At 31.8% G+C, this 17,339-nt stretch carries 18 protein-coding genes; 8 read left to right on the forward strand and 10 right to left on the reverse strand.

The annotated features are described in order from the left end of the window. Positions 1–239: 239 nt before the first annotated feature. Genes VF726_RS13865 through VF726_RS13875 form a run of 3 tightly spaced genes read right to left on the reverse strand, consistent with a single transcriptional unit; the run spans position 240 to position 2,340 of the window. On the reverse strand, positions 240–755 hold the full coding sequence (locus tag VF726_RS13865) for a flagellar basal body-associated FliL family protein (protein WP_088361909.1): 516 nt from the start codon (positions 753–755) through the stop codon (positions 240–242). Next, positions 752–1,534, reverse strand: coding sequence for a flagellar motor protein MotB (locus tag VF726_RS13870; RefSeq protein WP_440169010.1), 783 nt, complete (start codon positions 1,532–1,534; stop codon positions 752–754). Before VF726_RS13870 ends, VF726_RS13865 begins: the two co-directional genes overlap by 4 nt. Continuing rightward, positions 1,534–2,340 (reverse strand): motility protein A, encoded by an 807-nt coding sequence (locus tag VF726_RS13875; protein WP_176397755.1) that lies wholly within the window; start codon positions 2,338–2,340, stop codon positions 1,534–1,536. The genes VF726_RS13870 and VF726_RS13875 overlap by 1 nt, the downstream gene beginning before the upstream one ends. 90 nt (positions 2,341–2,430) lie before the next feature. Between VF726_RS13875 and VF726_RS13880 the strand changes: the two genes are divergently transcribed. Together VF726_RS13880 and VF726_RS13885 are read left to right on the forward strand one after the other, a co-directional pair. Continuing rightward, entirely contained in the window at positions 2,431–2,865 is a 435-nt protein-coding gene (locus VF726_RS13880) for a hypothetical protein (protein ID WP_440169012.1), read from the forward strand. Between the two features lie 76 nt (positions 2,866–2,941). Beyond that, on the forward strand, positions 2,942–3,535 hold the full coding sequence (locus VF726_RS13885) for an ATP-dependent Clp protease proteolytic subunit (protein ID WP_440169015.1): 594 nt from the start codon (positions 2,942–2,944) through the stop codon (positions 3,533–3,535). A gap of 104 nt (positions 3,536–3,639) precedes the next feature. Here the strand turns inward: VF726_RS13885 and VF726_RS13890 are convergent, their stop codons facing one another. Next, positions 3,640–3,831, reverse strand: coding sequence for a hypothetical protein (locus VF726_RS13890; RefSeq protein WP_088361914.1), 192 nt, complete (start codon positions 3,829–3,831; stop codon positions 3,640–3,642). Positions 3,832–4,059: 228 nt separating this feature from the next. Here VF726_RS13890 and VF726_RS13895 point away from each other — a divergent pair, with 228 nt between their 5' ends. Further along, positions 4,060–4,737 (forward strand): HNH endonuclease, encoded by a 678-nt coding sequence (locus VF726_RS13895; RefSeq protein WP_440169017.1) that lies wholly within the window; start codon positions 4,060–4,062, stop codon positions 4,735–4,737. 194 nt (positions 4,738–4,931) lie between these two features. After that, positions 4,932–6,818 (forward strand): hypothetical protein, encoded by a 1,887-nt coding sequence (locus tag VF726_RS13900; RefSeq protein ID WP_440169020.1) that lies wholly within the window; start codon positions 4,932–4,934, stop codon positions 6,816–6,818. A gap of 113 nt (positions 6,819–6,931) precedes the next feature. Here the strand turns inward: VF726_RS13900 and murC are convergent, their stop codons facing one another. Continuing rightward, positions 6,932–8,236 (reverse strand): UDP-N-acetylmuramate--L-alanine ligase, encoded by a 1,305-nt coding sequence (gene murC, locus VF726_RS13905; RefSeq protein ID WP_440169021.1) that lies wholly within the window; start codon positions 8,234–8,236, stop codon positions 6,932–6,934. Positions 8,237–8,536: 300 nt separating this feature from the next. Here murC and VF726_RS13910 point away from each other — a divergent pair, with 300 nt between their 5' ends. From VF726_RS13910 to VF726_RS13925, 4 genes are all read left to right on the forward strand, one after another. Further along, on the forward strand, positions 8,537–9,058 hold the full coding sequence (locus tag VF726_RS13910; RefSeq protein ID WP_440169023.1) for a hypothetical protein: 522 nt from the start codon (positions 8,537–8,539) through the stop codon (positions 9,056–9,058). Next, positions 9,018–9,257: a hypothetical protein gene (locus VF726_RS13915; RefSeq protein ID WP_440169026.1), complete on the forward strand. Its 240-nt coding sequence runs from the start codon at positions 9,018–9,020 to the stop codon at positions 9,255–9,257. Before VF726_RS13910 ends, VF726_RS13915 begins: the two co-directional genes overlap by 41 nt. 136 nt (positions 9,258–9,393) lie before the next feature. Beyond that, the gene (locus tag VF726_RS13920) at positions 9,394–11,943 is read left to right on the forward strand and encodes a SpoIID/LytB domain-containing protein (RefSeq protein ID WP_440169028.1); all 2,550 of its coding nucleotides are present in this window, start codon (positions 9,394–9,396) and stop codon (positions 11,941–11,943) included. Between the two features lie 134 nt (positions 11,944–12,077). Continuing rightward, positions 12,078–12,506, forward strand: a complete 429-nt coding sequence (locus tag VF726_RS13925) for a Rok-like winged helix domain-containing protein (RefSeq protein ID WP_440169030.1) — start codon at positions 12,078–12,080, stop codon at positions 12,504–12,506. A 34-nt stretch (positions 12,507–12,540) separates the two neighbouring features. On the opposite strand, the gene murD is transcribed toward VF726_RS13925, so the two are convergent. The 5 genes from murD to VF726_RS13950 all read right to left on the reverse strand — a co-directional run bounded on the left by murD (position 12,541) and on the right by VF726_RS13950 (position 17,305). Continuing rightward, complete coding sequence (gene murD, locus VF726_RS13930) at positions 12,541–13,830, reverse strand: UDP-N-acetylmuramoyl-L-alanine--D-glutamate ligase (protein ID WP_440169032.1); 1,290 nt, start codon at positions 13,828–13,830, stop codon at positions 12,541–12,543. Positions 13,831–13,865: 35 nt separating this feature from the next. Beyond that, positions 13,866–14,546 carry a hypothetical protein gene (locus VF726_RS13935; RefSeq protein ID WP_088361922.1) on the reverse strand — a complete coding sequence of 227 codons (681 nt, stop codon included), beginning with the start codon at positions 14,544–14,546 and terminating at the stop codon, positions 13,866–13,868. 121 nt (positions 14,547–14,667) lie between these two features. Then, positions 14,668–15,237, reverse strand: coding sequence for a signal peptidase I (gene lepB, locus VF726_RS13940; protein ID WP_440169035.1), 570 nt, complete (start codon positions 15,235–15,237; stop codon positions 14,668–14,670). Further along, entirely contained in the window at positions 15,227–15,964 is a 738-nt protein-coding gene (locus tag VF726_RS13945; protein WP_440169037.1) for a type 1 glutamine amidotransferase, read from the reverse strand. Before VF726_RS13945 ends, lepB begins: the two co-directional genes overlap by 11 nt. A gap of 12 nt (positions 15,965–15,976) precedes the next feature. Next, positions 15,977–17,305 carry a MurT ligase domain-containing protein gene (locus VF726_RS13950; RefSeq protein WP_440169040.1) on the reverse strand — a complete coding sequence of 443 codons (1,329 nt, stop codon included), beginning with the start codon at positions 17,303–17,305 and terminating at the stop codon, positions 15,977–15,979. Positions 17,306–17,339: the final 34 nt, after the last annotated feature.

Genomic DNA, 17,339 nt, shown 5'->3' on the forward strand with positions numbered 1-17,339 from the left:
GTATAAAATTTAATTTCATAAATTAATAATAATTGCAGTAGAAAGTTTAATTTCTGATTGCATTTTACCTTCTAAATTTTTTAAATGTGAAAAAAACAAAATTTATACTCTAATATATTGTTTTTTAATGATGTTCTTGCGGAGATTTCAAAATTCACTTCCTTTTTATTGAAGTAAAAAAAGGGTTAGTTGACGCTTTTTCTATGTCAACCTAACCCTTTCCTAGTCTGTAATATTTTTTATTGCATTACAAAGTTCTCTACATATATTTCCTTAATAACTGGCTCATCAAATCCTAAATTTTTATTAATACCATTTTTTAAGTAAACTTTTAATTTATCACGATCTGATAATTGTTTCTCATCAGCTTTCATCATAAGATTACCAATTATATCGTTTATTTTTAGTTCCATAGGTGTAGCTGCTGCCTCTTTTTTACTTTTACCTTCTTCCCCTTTTTCAGCTTCTTTCACAGAAGAATATCCTTTATATTTGTAATATGATTCTTCAGATTCAAAATCCAAAGTAACACTCATTTTAACTATATACTCTCCTTTACTTGCGCTTGCTAAGTAATCGGTAATAGTTACTGAATGATGATCTTCAATTGCATAAGGATTCCATTTGCCGCCTACTTGATTTTGTTCCAACTTTGTAATTTCTTTCTCAGCGTCCTTTGTTTTATATAGGAACCCTAATACGCCTCCTATAACTAATATTCCAATGCCTATAAATAAAGCTATTTTTTTATTCAATTGTTCGCACCTCCTCTTTTAGTTTGTAATAGCCCATCCGAGTTTTGTCGCTTAATTACAATTTCAACTCTTCTGTTTGTTTGTTGGCCGGCTAACGTGTTATTATCCGCGATTGGCTGGAATTCTCCATACCCTGATGTAGAGAATCGCTTAGGGTCAATTTTCGGTGTGCCTGAAACCATTTCACGAAGTACAGATAATGAACGTGCAGCTGATAAATCCCAATTCGAAGGATATTGACTGTTATTAATAGGAATATTATCTGTGTGCCCTTCTATTGATACTGGGTTGTCTATTGTTGATAGAATTATCCCTATTTCATCAAGAAGTTTTCTACTAGTTGAATTGTTTAGATTTGCTGAAGCGCTATCGAATAAAATTTCATTAGTTAAGATAATCTTCAAACCTGCATCCGTTAGGTTTGTTTTTACTTTTCCGTTCAGGTCTTTGCTTTCTATCTCTTTATCTATTTGTTTTTGTATTTTTCTTAGACTATTCTGCTCTGAGATAGCAGCCATTGTCTTTTTTTCGTTATCTGTTAATTGTTCTCGATGTTTTCTTACTGAAGTTTCTTTATCTGAAGCTAATGGGGGCATTATTGAAGAAGCTTGTGGGTGGAAAGCCATACTTAGTGCGTTGGCCATTTGTTGCATCTTCTGTGCGTCTGGGGTACTCATTGCATATAAAATAATGAAGAAAGCTAAAAGTAATGTAATTAAATCCGCATATGTTACTAAATATCTTTCGTGATTAACGTGTCCGTGATTTTTTTTCTTCATTACTCTTTCTCTTTCTCGTTAGAAGCTTCTTCAGCTTTCATTGATTCAGGTAGATATGCAACAAGTTTTTTTCTAAGGATCTTTGGATTTGTTCCTGTTTGAATACCTAAAATTCCTTGAATAGCAATTTCTTTATATAAAGTTTCTTTTGAACTTTTTCCTTTTAGTGTTTCAGAAAATGGAAGTGCAACTAAGTTAGCGAACGCTACGCCCATTAATGTGGCGATAAATGCAGTAGCTATCCCGTGTCCTAATTCTTCAATATCTGCTCCACCTAGTCCTCCTAGTACAACAACTAGTCCTAGAACAGTACCTATAATCCCCATTGTCGGACTAAATCCACCAGCTTGTTCAAACGGTTTTGTACCAGTATGATGTCTTTCCATCATTGCTTCTACTTCCTTCTCTAGTAGTTCTTTAATAGTCTCATAGTCGCTTCCGTCTAGTATGTATTCAATACCTCTTTTTATAAATGGGTCTTCTATTTCGGTTGCTATTTTACCTAGCGCTACTATTCCATCTCTTCTAGATACCTTTGTCCACTCACACATATTATTAATTAACTCTTGAAAATCATAGTTTGAATCAGTGAAAATGATCTTAAACAACTTAGGTAAGTTTTTGACATCGGATTGATTCATTGTTATAGCTACTACGCCTATTGTTCCACCGAATATAATTAAAATAGGTGACACTGCGAGTAACGCTGAGAATTCGCCACCTTCCAGGAGATAACCTGTTCCTATTCCTAGAAGAGCCAAAAGTAAACCTCCGACTGTTGTTAAGTCGAGTTTTCTTTGTTTCATCAGTCGGTTCCTCCTCTCTAACTGGAAGTACCTTATAAAATTAAACTTGAAAAGACAAGTTTTTATTACAATTTTTTATAGGAGGTTTTTATGAAAATTCAAAAAGAAATACACCTCTATTCTGCCTTTCCACTTCTGGATGCAAAACCTTATTTTATAAAGCGTGCAATAGTCCCCATTGAATGCAAACGTGAATTGGATCCGTTGACCTTTTTACCGATCCGGCCAGGCTTCCCGAATAGTTTTCTACTTCAGATTGAACACGAATTAGAATTAAATGACACAATCTCCCTCTACAGTACTTTTATTAATAATGGTGATTTTGAACCAATAATTAAAATTGCAAATGAATTTAACGCAGTATTGCATTTAACGTATTTAGAGAAACCTATGCCTAATTTGTTTGAGTTATATAAAAGTACTGGTGGTAACCTTACTTATTTAGAGTTTACAAGGCGTTATCAAAATGCATTTTCTTTCCCCAGCAGCGGAGTTAAAAAGTTATCATTTGAAAAATTAATATAACTACTGTTCCCTCTACTTTTTTTAGATTCTTAAAGAATATAATGTGTTCGGTAAAAATAGACAGGGGGAATTTCTTGTGAATTATATTCCATATGTAACTGAGGAAACTCACCGTGGTGAAAAGACTTATGATTTGTTTACTCGATTACTACAAGATCGAATCATTTTACTTAATGGTGAAGTGAATGAAAATATGGCTTTATCAATCACAGCTCAGCTGCTGTATCTAGAAAGTCAGGATCCTGATAAAGATATTACTATCTATATTAATAGTCCTGGTGGTTCAGTTGTAGATGGTATGGCTATCTATGATACTATGAATTTCATTAAACCAGACGTTAGTACGGTTTGTATGGGCTTAGCTGCATCAATGGGAGCATTTCTACTTTCATCAGGTGCAAAAGGCAAACGTTTCGCATTACCAAATGCTGAAATTATGATTCATCAACCTCTTGGCGGTGCTCGCGGCCAAGCTACAGATATCGAAATTTCTGCAAAACGTATTGTGGAAATGAAAGAGCGCTTAACTCGAATCATTGCCGATAATGCTGGGCAAGATTTTGAAAAAGTGCTTAAAGACTGTGAACGCGATTACTGGATGATGGCTAATGAAGCTAAAGAATATGGCATTATCGACGATGTTATTGTAAATAAAAAACATAATCAGTAAGTTCATATCATTATTAATAGCAAAAGAGGGTCCAACATTTTTATTGTTGGGCCCTCTTTTGCTAACAAATAAAAAAAGCCTGGTTAATTTCGTAACTAGGCTTTTTATCGAATAAGTTCTGGTTTTTGTTTAACTAATTCTTTCATAAATATATCTCTAGAATGCTGGGGAACGATTTTAAACACTCTTTCTAAGCTGTTTTCTCTAATTGCCATTTGAATGTCTTGATTAAGTAAGTATTTTTTGTACATAAATCTTTTGAATTGTTTTTCGATCCAGTAAAATGTTTTTTTCATATTAACTACCATCCTTTTGTATTATTAAATTTAGGTTAATTGTATTGTATTGAATTTAATTTCTATTATAAACAAAAAAAGCGTAAATTTACCACATTTTATTCAAATGTATTAATAAACTTGAATTTTAATTATTTTGTTTCATATAATGTGTTCAATTTGGAAACCAACGTAGAGGAGTGAGAGAAAATTACAAACGCAACGGAACTACTTAAAGATATTCGACGAATGAAGGAAAGTTTAAACAAAAGGAACACTAGACCGAAAACAGAGAAAAGAGAACACTTCATTAAACGTAGATCAAAATATCAATGTGTATATTGCTTAAAACGGTATGATAGCAGTTTGTTAAGAACCGCAATTGAACCCTTTCATATGATTGAAAAGTATGAAACCCTTCAGCACGTATTAAACCATTACTCTATTAATATGGAGACTTTAAAAAAACTCAATCCAACAGTGGATTTAAAAAAGGCTCGATATGGAACTGTTTTACGTGTTCCGGAGCGTTATAAAATATTTACAACATCTCACGGGATTTGTTTTTGTGAAAAGTGTGGAAGACATAGAAAAAAACTAGACTTTGATCACGTTGATTACTTAAGCTATTTATTAAAGAAACGGAAAATAATTCGTGGGTCTATTACCAAAGAACGAAAACTAAAAGTCTTTAAGCGAGATGAACATAAATGTGTTTATTGTGAATTTGAATATGGAAGAACAAAGCCTAACGCAAAGCTAACAGTTGATCATAAGGTTCCAATTGTTCGTGGAGGTAAAAACAATCTGAAAAATCTAGTCACTGCGTGTTATCATCATAATCAACAAAAGGATGGATTGACATATGATGAATATATTAAAAAATTAACTGTGAAAAAACAACGTAAGGGACAGGTTCTGTCGTAAGTTTTTTGATTTATTTTCTCAAAAAAATCTATGAGGGTATACAATAAGAAAGATTTTTGAATAGAGGAACTCCCCTATTCGAAAATCTCTTCTTCTATTTGTTTTTTTGAAAGGTTTCTTTCTCTGAAAGGAATCTTTTTTTTGTAATTAAATTTATATTAGTAGATAGTTTTTTATTTTCCCAAGGAGGATTTATGAAAACAGAATTACTGCTGTCATTAAGAGATATTGCCCTGAAACAAAATCATATAGCGTATATTTTAAACTCTCACTTAATAATTCAATTCTTTCAAGCTCCATCCCATAATATTGATGAGGCTATACAATTAAAAATAGATGGTAATGAAAATGAATTGACGATACAGGTACAGTATAAATTGGGTAGGATCCAAATATCCGAAGAAGGTGAGAAAAAACTTACAAATTTATTTAATACTTTTATCTTAACCTATGACTATAAAGGTGTTATTCGTCTTAATGAGAATGCCGATATTGAATATTGTGGTATAAAACTTTCTTTTTTCGACTTCTTAAATCAACAAAAGGTTCAGCTGAAAATATCTGATCTAAATAAGTTATCTTCCCTACTCAAATTTCCCCACACTATTAAAAAGGATACGTATTATGTTATTTATGATGAAACAAACACTCTTCAATTTCTTGATATCACTACTTATATCCGGCCTCTCCCTCAAGGGAAAATAGCAATGATTCAAAGATTAAGTGAGCATTCGATAACGGTATTTGAATCATTAAAAAACTTTGCGAAGTTTCTAAATGATTGTTATGAAAAAGCGAAATTAATCCGAAGTAAATGGCAACATATACTAAATGGTTCTGTTCATCATCAATTTATGTTAGAAAACAAAACACTTATATTTTCTTCCGGTTACTCAATGTCTCCAGTTAACAAGCAATTTATTGTGTTTACGGATATGATACTTAAAGCAAAAAACTATTTTTGTAATTTAAATTTGGAACTAGAAGAGCGAATTGAAGTTTTCTTTGGCAATAATTTCGAGATAAACTCCTATATTTTAGATTACCAAAAAGGTTTTAATTTATTGCCTTCTATCAGCGATAATGGATTTATTGTTTTCACACTGGAATATAAGTTTATGAACAAGCAATATATTTTAAAATTACAGTTCGATTCATTAATTAGTTCGTTCGTACTTCAAGTAAATGATCAAAGTTATGTTTTTATTGTTAATGAAGAAAATAAACTGGATTCACTTTTAGATAACATTAATTTAAAAGTTAACTCCTATTTAAATTCATTTTTTGATGAGTTACTAAATGGAAAAGAACTAATTGATAATCTGTTAAGAATAAATACTTTTAACTTAAATGATTTTGAAATTAGGATCTTAGGTTGTGATACATATCTTTTATGCGAATCGCCTGAGTTAGCCTCTATGCCATTTATTTCTATACAGGAGTTAATTGGTACTAAGACATTTACAAGTAATGAATTATTGAATTACATAAAGGAAATCATAGAATTAAATAATTGTATAGAACATACGCTGCTTAAAGTGATTAATCACTTTAATTATCAAAGAAATTATGATCCTAATGAAGTATTTATTTCTATTGAAAACAACAATCTTTATGTTAATACTCCGTATTCTATATCTTCTATGAAATATAGAATACTCGAGGACAATACAATTAGTTTAATTTTGACTAAAAATGCTATTGAATATTCATTTCCGATAATGCGTACTGATTTTATTTATACATCTATACGTGCTATAGAGAGTTTTGAAAGTACAACGATTCTCACTTATGCATTTGATCAAGAGTCCAGTACAAGAGATATTGCGTATATTCTTTCACGCTACACATTAAATAGATTGTTCGAGATTAATAATAAAACAAATTTAAGTGATGAAGAGATACAAGCATATATAGAGAAAATATTATATCAATGTCAATTCCCCTTTACCGAACCTTATTCTATGAAAGATTTAATTAAATGGAAAACGAAAAAAATTTCAAAACTTCAGGATATCTTCCATAATAGTGAAATATCATTGGTTTACAACGAAACCTATCACTCGATAAACATTGAATAAAAATAAAAAAGTCCAAATGGATTCTGAGATCCATAGGACTTTTAGTTTCTGGCTATATACCTTTTCATTACTCTTAGGGAAATATAAAATGCTTTTAATCTCTTAACACTAAATTAGAATTTAGTATTTTGCTTAAATGCATCAATATACTTTCCAATGTCCCCTGCCCCCATAAATAGTAAAACTGAATTACTGTGAGGATCAAGATTACGTATTGTATCCATAGTTAATAAGTCTGAGTTTGGAATTAAATCTAATAACTCATTAGTGCTTAAACTTCCCTTTTGCTCTCTTGCTGATCCGAAAATTGGACATCCATATACTTTATCGGCAAGTAATAATGAATCTCTAAATTCATTTAAAAATGTAGCTGTTCTGGAAAATGTATGAGGTTGGAATATTGCTACTAGTTCTTTACCCGGGAACTTTTGACGAGCTGCTTCAATAGTTACTTCTATTTCTTTTGGATGATGAGCATAATCATCTACAATAATGTTCCCTTCCCATTCCTCAATATTGAAACGTCGTTTAGCTCCTTCGAAAGTTTTAAAGTGCTCCTTAATCTCTCCTATTTCAATACCTTCTAGTAAACAAACTGTTAATACGGCTAATGAGTTTTGTATTGCGTGAGTGCCGTGGAATGGGATATGGATTCTCCCCATATCAACACCTCTATACAAAACATTAAATGAAGTCTCTTCAGGATTTACATCTACGGATGTAGCATTGACTATATTATGTTCACCAAGACCGTAAGTAATCATTTCTGAGTAATTTGATAGTTTTTTTGTATGAATGTCGTCACCACATACAATGACATTTTTCTTTGCCTTCTTTGCAAAATCATCAAATGCTGATACTACATCTTCTAAGCCAGAAAAATAGTCTGGATGATCAAAATCTACATTTGTAATAATCGCGTAATCGGGGCTGTAATTTAAAAAGTGTCTTTTATATTCACAGGCTTCAAACACGAAATATTTACTATTGGGATTTCCGTAACCTGTACCATCTCCAATCAGTGCACTAATTGGTTGATGTTTACCAAGTGAGTGGGCTAATAAGCTAGAAGTTGACGTTTTTCCGTGTGCTCCACTTACTCCAATTGAAATAAAATTATTCATAAGTTCACCTAAGAATTCGTGATAACGATACGATTTATATTCATTTTTATGAATTGTATTAACCTCTTCGTTTTTATCGTCAAAAGCATTACCAATAATAAACGTATGTTCATTTGATATGTTATTTTTTGAAAAAGGGAACATTGAAATGTTTCTTTTTTCTAGACCGATTTGTGTAAAAGTTTCACTTTCAATATCGGATCCTTGAACTTCGTACCCATTATCAAACAGAATTTGAGCTAAGCTACTCATTCCAGACCCTTTAATTCCAACAAAATGATATTTTTCTTTCATTTTCTTCTCTCCTGCGTATTGTTTTTATTATTAAATATTGATTTTAATTTTGGTTTTTATTTTTCTACTTTTCGGTATAGAAGGTTTTTTATCTACGCCGATGAAAATTTACAGAAATATAAGAGAGGTGTCGATATGTTCAGAATACAGATATCTAGTCATCAGGAATACTATAATTTTCTCAGCAAAAAGAACGTTCCTAAGAATGGAGATACATTTGAGTTTCTCCACTCTAGGCATTTTGTGGATCTTACCTCAATCTTTGCTACAGCATATATTGTACAGAATGAGGTTAATAAAATGGTGCAAAATGAAATGGTCTCGAATGAAGAACAGTCTATGCTTATAGCCTGTATTGATGAAATTTTTCTAAAAGAAATTGAATTCTTCGCTTTTCATAGTTTATATCCCGTTATTGAGAATGAAACTAATTTTTCAATTGACCAGTTTATTAATTTCACAATGAGTGATATCCAAAAACAAATCCAAACACTGTTTTTAGAATCACTCCCCTATTTAGCTGAAAAAAATAATGAAATATTACTCGGAGATGAAAAAGAGGACGTTCTATATATGATAGTTTCTTCTAATGGCTTTGTAACAATAGAGAAAAAGGATTGTACACAAATTAGCGGCAATCCATACGATCAGCAAGAACAATCTATTGCTGAAATTCTTTATCTAAATCCATCTCTATTAATTGTATACGATGCTATGCGATTATTAAAACCAGAGCTAGTAATATGTTTAAAAAAATTTTTAAGAAAAAAGGTGGTTTTCCTTGAAGAAGAACATCCCATACATAAAAATAGAAAAAAATAATGATAGTTTTCAATTTTACCTCAATGAATCCCCCATTCATCCCGATCGCTTATTCCCAAGATTAAACGAAGAACATCCAAATATTATTTTTGTAGAAGTTTATAAGGTAAATAAATTATATTGGGAAGCATTTTATCCGATTCGATGCAAAAATGACATTGAAAAATTGATTTGGAAAGCCTATAAATTCAAGCTTTAAGTACCTTTTTAAGTGTTTATTTTTTGTTTTTTGTTGATTAAATGATATTTTTCGTTATTATGCTAACCCGAAGGAGGGATGAACTATGAAGAAAACTGCTTCATATTTATTATCCGCTGCTTTAACGGTTAGTATGATGGCCCCGGCCACGATTAGTGTTAAGGCTGCTACGGGTAATGAACCGATATACTCTTCCCCTATTTCAGTTAGACTGGGGTATTCAGCTTTCCAAAAAGACAATTACACCTTTGAGGTAACTGGAAAATATTTATTGAAACAACAAAATAATATTGAACTAACAAATGGTACTTACACTATAAAAAAAGTTTCGAATAACATACAGATCGTAAAAAACGGTACAGTTGTTTATACCGGGAATCAAGTAACAATTTATCCAGAAGTTTATGATCGTAATCATACAATAAAACTAGGTTCATATTCATTCTTAGGACATATGACATTTAGAATAAATGGCAATAATGTTCTACCTGTTAATACTTTAGATCAAGAGGATTATTTAATGGGTGTTGTAGGATATGAAATGTCCGATTCTTGGCCAGTTGAATCCCTAAAAGCCCAAGCTGTTACTGCAAGAAGTTACTCAAGTGGCGACATTGGTAAAGAAATTGATAATGGAGAAAATTATCAAGTTTATCACGGTTATAATAAAAGTTTTTCAAATGTAATTAATGCCGTAGAGTCTACTAGAAAACAGATTATGAAATATAATGGCGTTTCATTAGGAACTAACGCATTCTTCTCTGCATCAAATGGTGGAACTACCCTTACTAAGGTTAATTCTTGGGGAAATGCAACTGCTAATGTTCCTTACTTAGTTAGAAAGGAAGATCCTTATGATGCTAGATCTGCTCAAGTAGGAAATAAAAATGCTGATTGGTCGTTCACTATTGAAAAATCTCAATTATCTCTATCTGGATTAGATTTAACTCATCCAGGAAATTGGTGGGCTACTACTCAAGAAAAAGAAATTGATAAAACTAATGGTATCAAAAACTTTATTAAGCGATATAACAGCAATTTAAATAGCTATGAGTTAAAGATTGTAAGTGTAGATTCAGTTCAATTTACTAATCATAGTGGTTCTGTAGCTGCTGCTGATACGTTAACTGGTACACTAAATGCTACTTATCTTGCGTACAACCCTACTACAAATCAATTTGAGAAAAATGCTGATGGTACAATTAAAATGAACAAATTCACAAAACAAGTTAGAACATATGATTTTTACACATACAAAGCGTTTGGAACGAAAGATAATAAATCAATACTCCTTGGACCTAACGTAAAAAGTGTATCTAGTACTTCCACTCAATTTATTGTAAAAGGTGGCGGTTGGGGGCACGGTATAGGTATGAGTCAATATGGTGCTTATCAGATGGCGAAGGAAGGTAAAAAATATACAGATATTCTTTCTTTCTATTACCCTTCTACAACAATAACTCCAGTGGATTCTAACGGGAACATAACACCTCCACCAACTGTTATACCTACAAGATATTTAGCCTATCCTAATGAAGCTATAAATCTGAGATCTAGCGGTAGTTGGTCAGCTACTCCTATTACTGTAGTTCCTAAGAATGCAGAGATGAATGTTTTGGATATGAGTACTGATTGGTACAAAGCATCTTATAATGGCTATGTTGGCTATGTACATAAAGATTTCGTTACTTTAAAAGATACTAACACTCAAAATCCAACACCTTCTCAATTGGAACTAAATCTAGGTAAATTTACTAGTACTAATGATGTTTTTGCTGGTGATTATAAATTAAATCAAAAAGCAAACATTGCAATAACTTTAAATGGACCTAATAACATTCAGAAATTAACGTTTGTTAACACTATGGATGCTGGTGTACATTCTTTTGGTGGCCCTATTTCTCAATTACCTGCTGGTGATTATAAATTAACAATCAGGGCAGAAAAAGATAAAAATACAGCGAAAGAAACTGTAGTTAAATTTACTAAAAAAGGAACTGTGGAAACACAATTATCAGATGTATCTGTTACAAGTAGTACTTTTTCAGGACAATTCACTGTGTCGCAAGATGCCGATGTTTCCTTGTATCTAACTGGACCAAACGTTCAAAAATACTTCTATCATCAAAAAGTAGAGAAAGGTACACTTCCTTTTGGCGGACCACTTAATGATTTTCCTGATGGAAATTATGTAGTTCGTATAGTAGCACAAAATGAAAATGGTACAACAGAGACTACAAAATCATTTAATCTAAAAAGAAATAATCCAACAAAATTATCGCTTCAATCATTTACTTTCAAAGATGGAATTTTTTCTGGCACATATAGTATTGATCAAGAATCGCTAGTTTCAGTGCAATTAAATGGGCCAAACGGCTTACAGAAGCTGACTTTCTTGCAAAAACTTTCACCAGGAACACATCCTTTTGGAGGTAATATATCAACATTTGCAAAAGGAAATTATCAAATTGTAATTACAGCCACTAATAATTCTGATGTTCGTAGTGTAACATCTACATCATTTACATTTGGTAATACTGCAACTGCTAAAACTTATACTGTTATATCCGGAGATACTTTGTTTGCAATTTCAAGAAAGAACAATATATCAGTAGATACAATTATGAAATTAAATAATCTTACTTCTACATCAATACGTGTTGGACAAGTATTAAAAATTTCATAGAAAAAAATGGAGAGTATAAAATATACTCTTCATTTTTTCATAAACTTAGCTGTAAAAATAAGTATATGTGTTTACATAAATATCCAAAAGTAATATTATTTATATTGAGAAATAATTTACTGGGGGTAATATGGATGTCTTTTACGGAAAGGGATGCACTAAAACTTAGACTAGTACAAATTGATGAATCTGAAAAAAGAGTTATGGGGCTTTATAATGAAGAAAGAGAATTGATTTATAAGAGGTTTAGAGAATTGGATTCACTTCAAGTGGGCTATACGGGAGATAATGCCTTTAAGAATAAAAAAGTTAGAGGTTCGTATAAAAAGAAACCTTTAAAACTTCAATCAGCTGATAAAGCTGCTATTGAGTTCTTAAAATTTCAAACAGTAACTGTACCCTCTTCTCTTATTTGTGAAATGGTTGAAAAACAAACGGGTGAAAAAATTCAGAATGGTACACAATTTATGCAGAGATTAATGAAAATAGACCCGAACATTACCAAACCGTATAGAGGGCAATATTTTTATAACAAAAATAGTTTAGAAAAAAAAGCGGAGTAATACAAAAAGGTGTCCTTATTGGACACCTTTTAAATTACTTCCTTGATACTTGCTCTTTAAAATACTTTCCACGTTCCTCAAAGTTTTTAAATTGGTCCCAACTAGCGCAACCTGGAGAAAATAGTAGCACTCCACCATCTTTAATAAGATTTTTTCCTACTTGAATCGCTTGGCCAATATCTTGTATATGCATTGCTTCTGTATGATACTTAGCTTCATCATATATTTTTTCGCCACTTTCGCCGAAACAAATTACTGTTTTAACTTTTTTCCAATCTGATCGTAATCCTTCATAACCGTTTCCTCTATCTAATCCGCCCATCATCAATACAACTGGCTCTTCGAATGCTGATAGTGCTGCTTTAACTGATGTTATATTTGTTGATTTAGAATCGTTAAATATCTTTAACGTATCAGAATCAATTACTTTTTCAAGCCTATGTTCTACTCCGTGAAAAGAGTTTAATTGTTTCGTGATGATATCCTTCTCTACGAATTCTATGGCTGTTAAAATTGAAGCTAATGCATTCTGGATATTATGTATTCCTTTTATCCCCATCGCATCCTTATGGAACCATCTTTCTCCTTCAATCCAAATATACTGTCCATCAAAATAAGCGTCTGCTGCCGGATTAATTAAAGAGAAAGATTTCTTCTTTCCTTTTTTAAGTTGCGCTACTTTACAAATGTTTTCGTCATCTTGATTGTATATGAACAGTTGGTCTTCCTTTTGATTTTTACAAACATTTGCTTTTGAGTGTAAGTAATCATCAAATGTTTTATGATAATCCAAATGAGCTGGGAAGATGTTTAACCAAACTGAGACATCAGGACTAAATGTATTCAAATCACGTAATTGGAAACTAGACAATTCAGTGATTAATGATTTTTCTTGTTTAATAGCCTCGTCTAAAAAGGAATTACCTATATTCCCTACTGCTGTAGCACAATTGTTTTCTGCGTTAAGAATATGCTCGATTAAACTGGTAGTCGTTGTTTTGCCGTTAGTGCCGGTTATAGCTATTAGCGGCTGTTTAATATATTGCAGACCATATGCAATTTCATTAGAAATCTGTAAATTGTTTTCATAACATTCGGCTACTAATGGGTGTGAAAATGAAATTCCTGGACTCTTAATTATTGATGTGTAAAGGTCTAAATTCACATCATTAATAGTTCTATGAACTGTTAATTTTTCGCACTTGAATTCATCAGGTAACTCACCATTTTCTAAAAATAAATCGAACTTAATATTCTTTCGTAATAAATCTTTTGCTACAGCTAGATTTGATTTTCCTAGCCCTAATAATAAATAGTGTTCCAATTACGAGCATTCCCTTCTTTTATATGCTTTTCGCATTATATTTCATAATCTTCCCCTTTTACAAATTCAATTAGGAATCCGTATTTACGGAAGTGGTACTCAATATCTGGCAAAGTATTTTTAATATCTTCGAGCAAATCTTTTTGGTTTTGTATTTCTATGATTTCTTTTTCCAGAACCGTGATTTCCTTTGAAATATTAGCAATCGTATCCTCTATACGACTGAATACCTTGCTATATTTTACTTTCTCTAAACCTTGTTTACTTTTGAGATAATTTTTATTGTCTATATACCTTTGTTGTGTTTCTGTGATTTTTCTTTTTAGATTGGCTAATTTGACTTCACGCTCTCGTTCCATTTCTGTAAAATCAAAATGGAATTTAAGAGTTCTTTCGTATGGATCCACTGATGCAAAAGATAAAATGAATTCCCCTTTTACATAATCTAAAACAAGTTTTCCATTCTGCTGTAATTCAGCCTCATTTAAATAAAAACCTAATTCTCTAATTAAGGGTTCAAGTTTTTCACCTAATATACGTTCAATTATATTATCTTCGTTCATAATAAGTGATGGTAGATGCACTCCATTTTTCGTTTTTCCTGTTTGAAAATAACGAAGTAGAGAATCTATAGTTCCTTGCTGAATTAAATCAACTGACTCATCAAGCCATCTTTTTGCTTCTTCTAAATTATTTAAAGAACTGTTATATCGCACTTTATTCACCTCTTGAATGTTTTTCCTTTTCTCATCATTAATTCCTTTACTGTTCTATGTATAAAACCCCTGTATATAAATTCATACAGGGGTTTTATATAGATAATGTATAGACTAGAAATTAATGAAATAAATCAATGATCCATTTGAAGCTAAAGTTCTCAAAAACAATTCCTGATACTTTGCTTACTTGTAGCGGTCCAAAGTCTCTGCTATCCGTATTTCCTAGTACGTTGTCACCGATAACAAATATTTCGTCTTCCTTTAGTAAATAGTTTTTCGGCTGTGGGTTTGTTTCGATTACTTTGTTTTTTAAATAATTATAATTTGTTTTAATTCCGTTTCTGAATATCTCACCGTTTTTGATTTCGATTTTATCCCCAGGAAGCCCAATTACTTTTTTAACACTTTTCATTGAGTCTGATTTTTTTGCATCGGGAACGTTTCTAATTATAACTGTGTCATCAATACCTATACCGTCTCCTACTTTTTTAAAATGAACTTTCCACTTATTAACTAGTAGTACGTCATTCTCTTTAATAACGGGGTTTATTGCATTTTCCGGAGCAATATTAATCTCTACAAAAAAGATTTTCACTAAAATAATGATGCCTAAAAATATGCAACTGGTTCGTATGAACTTCAAAAATCCCTTACCAATGCTTATTTTATAGTTTTTCTTATTTTTCACTTTTTACTTTTTCCCACACTCTTTTACGAGCGTGATTTTCTAATTTATCGTTTAATGGGTTCATCCATTTTTGCGCAGCTTCTTTTCCATAACGATTTTCAATTGCTGTTTCTATTAAGAAGTCAGTAATTGCTGGATTTTTAGGTAAAATCGGCCCGTGTAAGTATGTTCCAATTAAGTTCTTATAAAATAATCCTTCTTGTTTGTTAAATTCTTCGTTACCATATCCTTGTACTACGTCACCTAAGTATTCGTAAGAATGATATGTTCTTCCCCCGTGATTTTCGAATCCGACAATCTCACCGAACTTTTCGGATTTCAGTAATACATTCCCTACTAATCTTGGAGATTTAGCTATAGTACGAAAATCTAAGATACCTAAGCACTCTAATTTATTTCCTTTTGCATCTAAATACTCTGTTCCTAGGAACTGGTACCCGCCACAAATAGTAAGTGCTGGTACTCCATTTTCAATTTTTTCTTTCAGTATGTCTTTTACTTTTTTTAATTCTTCTGTCGCTAAACTTTGTTCTCTATCACTTCCTCCACCAATAAAGAACATATCCATATCTTCCATTTTTAAACCGTCTGTTTTTTTAATTTCTTTTACCTTTAACTCGATACCTCGCCATTCACAACGTTTTACTAAACTAATTATGTTACCTCTATCGCCATATAAATTTAATTTATCTGGAAAAAAGTGATATAAAGTTAATGTTTTTTTCAAAGTTGCATCCCCTTAGTTGTTTTTTAATCTTTTTACTAATGCTTTTCTAGTTGGCTCAAGTACTGTATAGTTTGGAACTACGTAACTATTAATGTTATGGTTTGTAAGTTCATTAATAGCACTGTCTATATCCTCAATAATTTCAATCTTCTCTTCTGGTATTCCAGCATATTTAATACGAACGGCCATATCTGCTGCGCGAATCCCGCTACATATAACACGCTCAGTTAAAGATTCATTAATTTTTTCAAAATCAGCATCCCATATCCAAGAAATATCTCTTCCATCGTATGCTAAATCATTAAGAGCGAATAAGTATTGTCTTCTCTCGTTGTTATAGTTGGATTCCGATAAACTTACATTTACACCTGCTGGGTTCTTAGCTAAATTTAAAATCACATTGCTATCACTATTTTCAAAGCTTTCCATTCTTCCGTTTTCTACATTAAATGTGTTTAATGCATTCTGAATCTGTTCTGGTGTTAAACCGAATTCTAAACATACGCTTATAGCTGCTAATGCGTTAATAGAATTATAAGATCCTAAAATAGGTAAAGAAAATGTCTCTTCATTTAAATTTAGTGTCAGACCTTTTTTAATATCTATATTTACTTCTTTGATTTCATATTTCGGCTCCACTCTACTAAAACCACAAGCACAGTGGTAATGTCCTAATTGACCATAATGAATATGATCGTACTCCAAAGCTTTTCCACATTCAGGGCAAAATGTCGATTCAATCATATTATGCTGTTCAAACTTAAATGACTTTGTTCCTAAACCGAAATATTCTGCTTCCATTCCAATTCTGCCTAAACGACTTACAAATGGATCGTCAGCATTTAATACTAGTTTGCTATTTGTCTCTTTAATAACTGAGCCAATCTTCTCAACAAGAGTATCTATTTCTCCGAATCTATCTAATTGGTCTCTGAAAAAGTTTGTGAAAACCATAATATCTGGTTGTACTTCTTTTGTTACGCGTGCGATTGAACCTTCATCTATTTCGATAACAGCTACATCCGCTTTTTTACTTAGTAATACACTCTCATTGTCAATGAATGCTGTGGTGATGCCGGTGATCATATTTGAACCTTCACTGTTATGGATAGTTCTTAAACCGTTTGCAGCGAAAATGTGACCTACAATTTGTGATGTTGTTGTTTTTCCATTGGTACCACTTATAAAGATTATCTTTTCTGCTCTTTTTGATAATTTATGTAATATGTTTTTATCTATTTTACGAGCAACCACACCAGGTATGTTGCTACCATTTTTATTTAGTAATCTACTAGCTTTTTGCGCCATCTTGGCTGCTACAACTGAACATTTTACGGGCACTTTTAAATTCCCCTCTCATCTTGTATCTAAACTA

This window comes from Bacillus sp. Brlt_9, assembly GCF_051948935.1.
GTDB lineage: Bacteria > Bacillota > Bacilli > Bacillales > Bacillaceae_G > Bacillus_A.

What these genes read in the sequence shown, in the direction of transcription:
- murC (WP_440169021.1), bottom strand. Translation starts at nt 8,236, where the DNA reads ATGAAAGAAAAATATCATTTTGTTGGAATTAAAGGGTCTGGAATGAGT.
- VF726_RS13880 (WP_440169012.1), top strand. Translation starts at nt 2,431, where the DNA reads ATGAAAATTCAAAAAGAAATACACCTCTATTCTGCCTTTCCACTTCTG.
- VF726_RS13920 (WP_440169028.1), top strand. Translation starts at nt 9,394, where the DNA reads ATGGCCCCGGCCACGATTAGTGTTAAGGCTGCTACGGGTAATGAACCG.
- VF726_RS13900 (WP_440169020.1), top strand. Translation starts at nt 4,932, where the DNA reads ATGAAAACAGAATTACTGCTGTCATTAAGAGATATTGCCCTGAAACAA.
- VF726_RS13910 (WP_440169023.1), top strand. Translation starts at nt 8,537, where the DNA reads ATGGTGCAAAATGAAATGGTCTCGAATGAAGAACAGTCTATGCTTATA.
- VF726_RS13870 (WP_440169010.1), bottom strand. Translation starts at nt 1,534, where the DNA reads ATGAAGAAAAAAAATCACGGACACGTTAATCACGAAAGATATTTAGTA.
- VF726_RS13875 (WP_176397755.1), bottom strand. Translation starts at nt 2,340, where the DNA reads ATGAAACAAAGAAAACTCGACTTAACAACAGTCGGAGGTTTACTTTTG.
- VF726_RS13890 (WP_088361914.1), bottom strand. Translation starts at nt 3,831, where the DNA reads ATGAAAAAAACATTTTACTGGATCGAAAAACAATTCAAAAGATTTATG.
- VF726_RS13895 (WP_440169017.1), top strand. Translation starts at nt 4,060, where the DNA reads ATGAAGGAAAGTTTAAACAAAAGGAACACTAGACCGAAAACAGAGAAA.
- VF726_RS13925 (WP_440169030.1), top strand. Translation starts at nt 12,078, where the DNA reads ATGTCTTTTACGGAAAGGGATGCACTAAAACTTAGACTAGTACAAATT.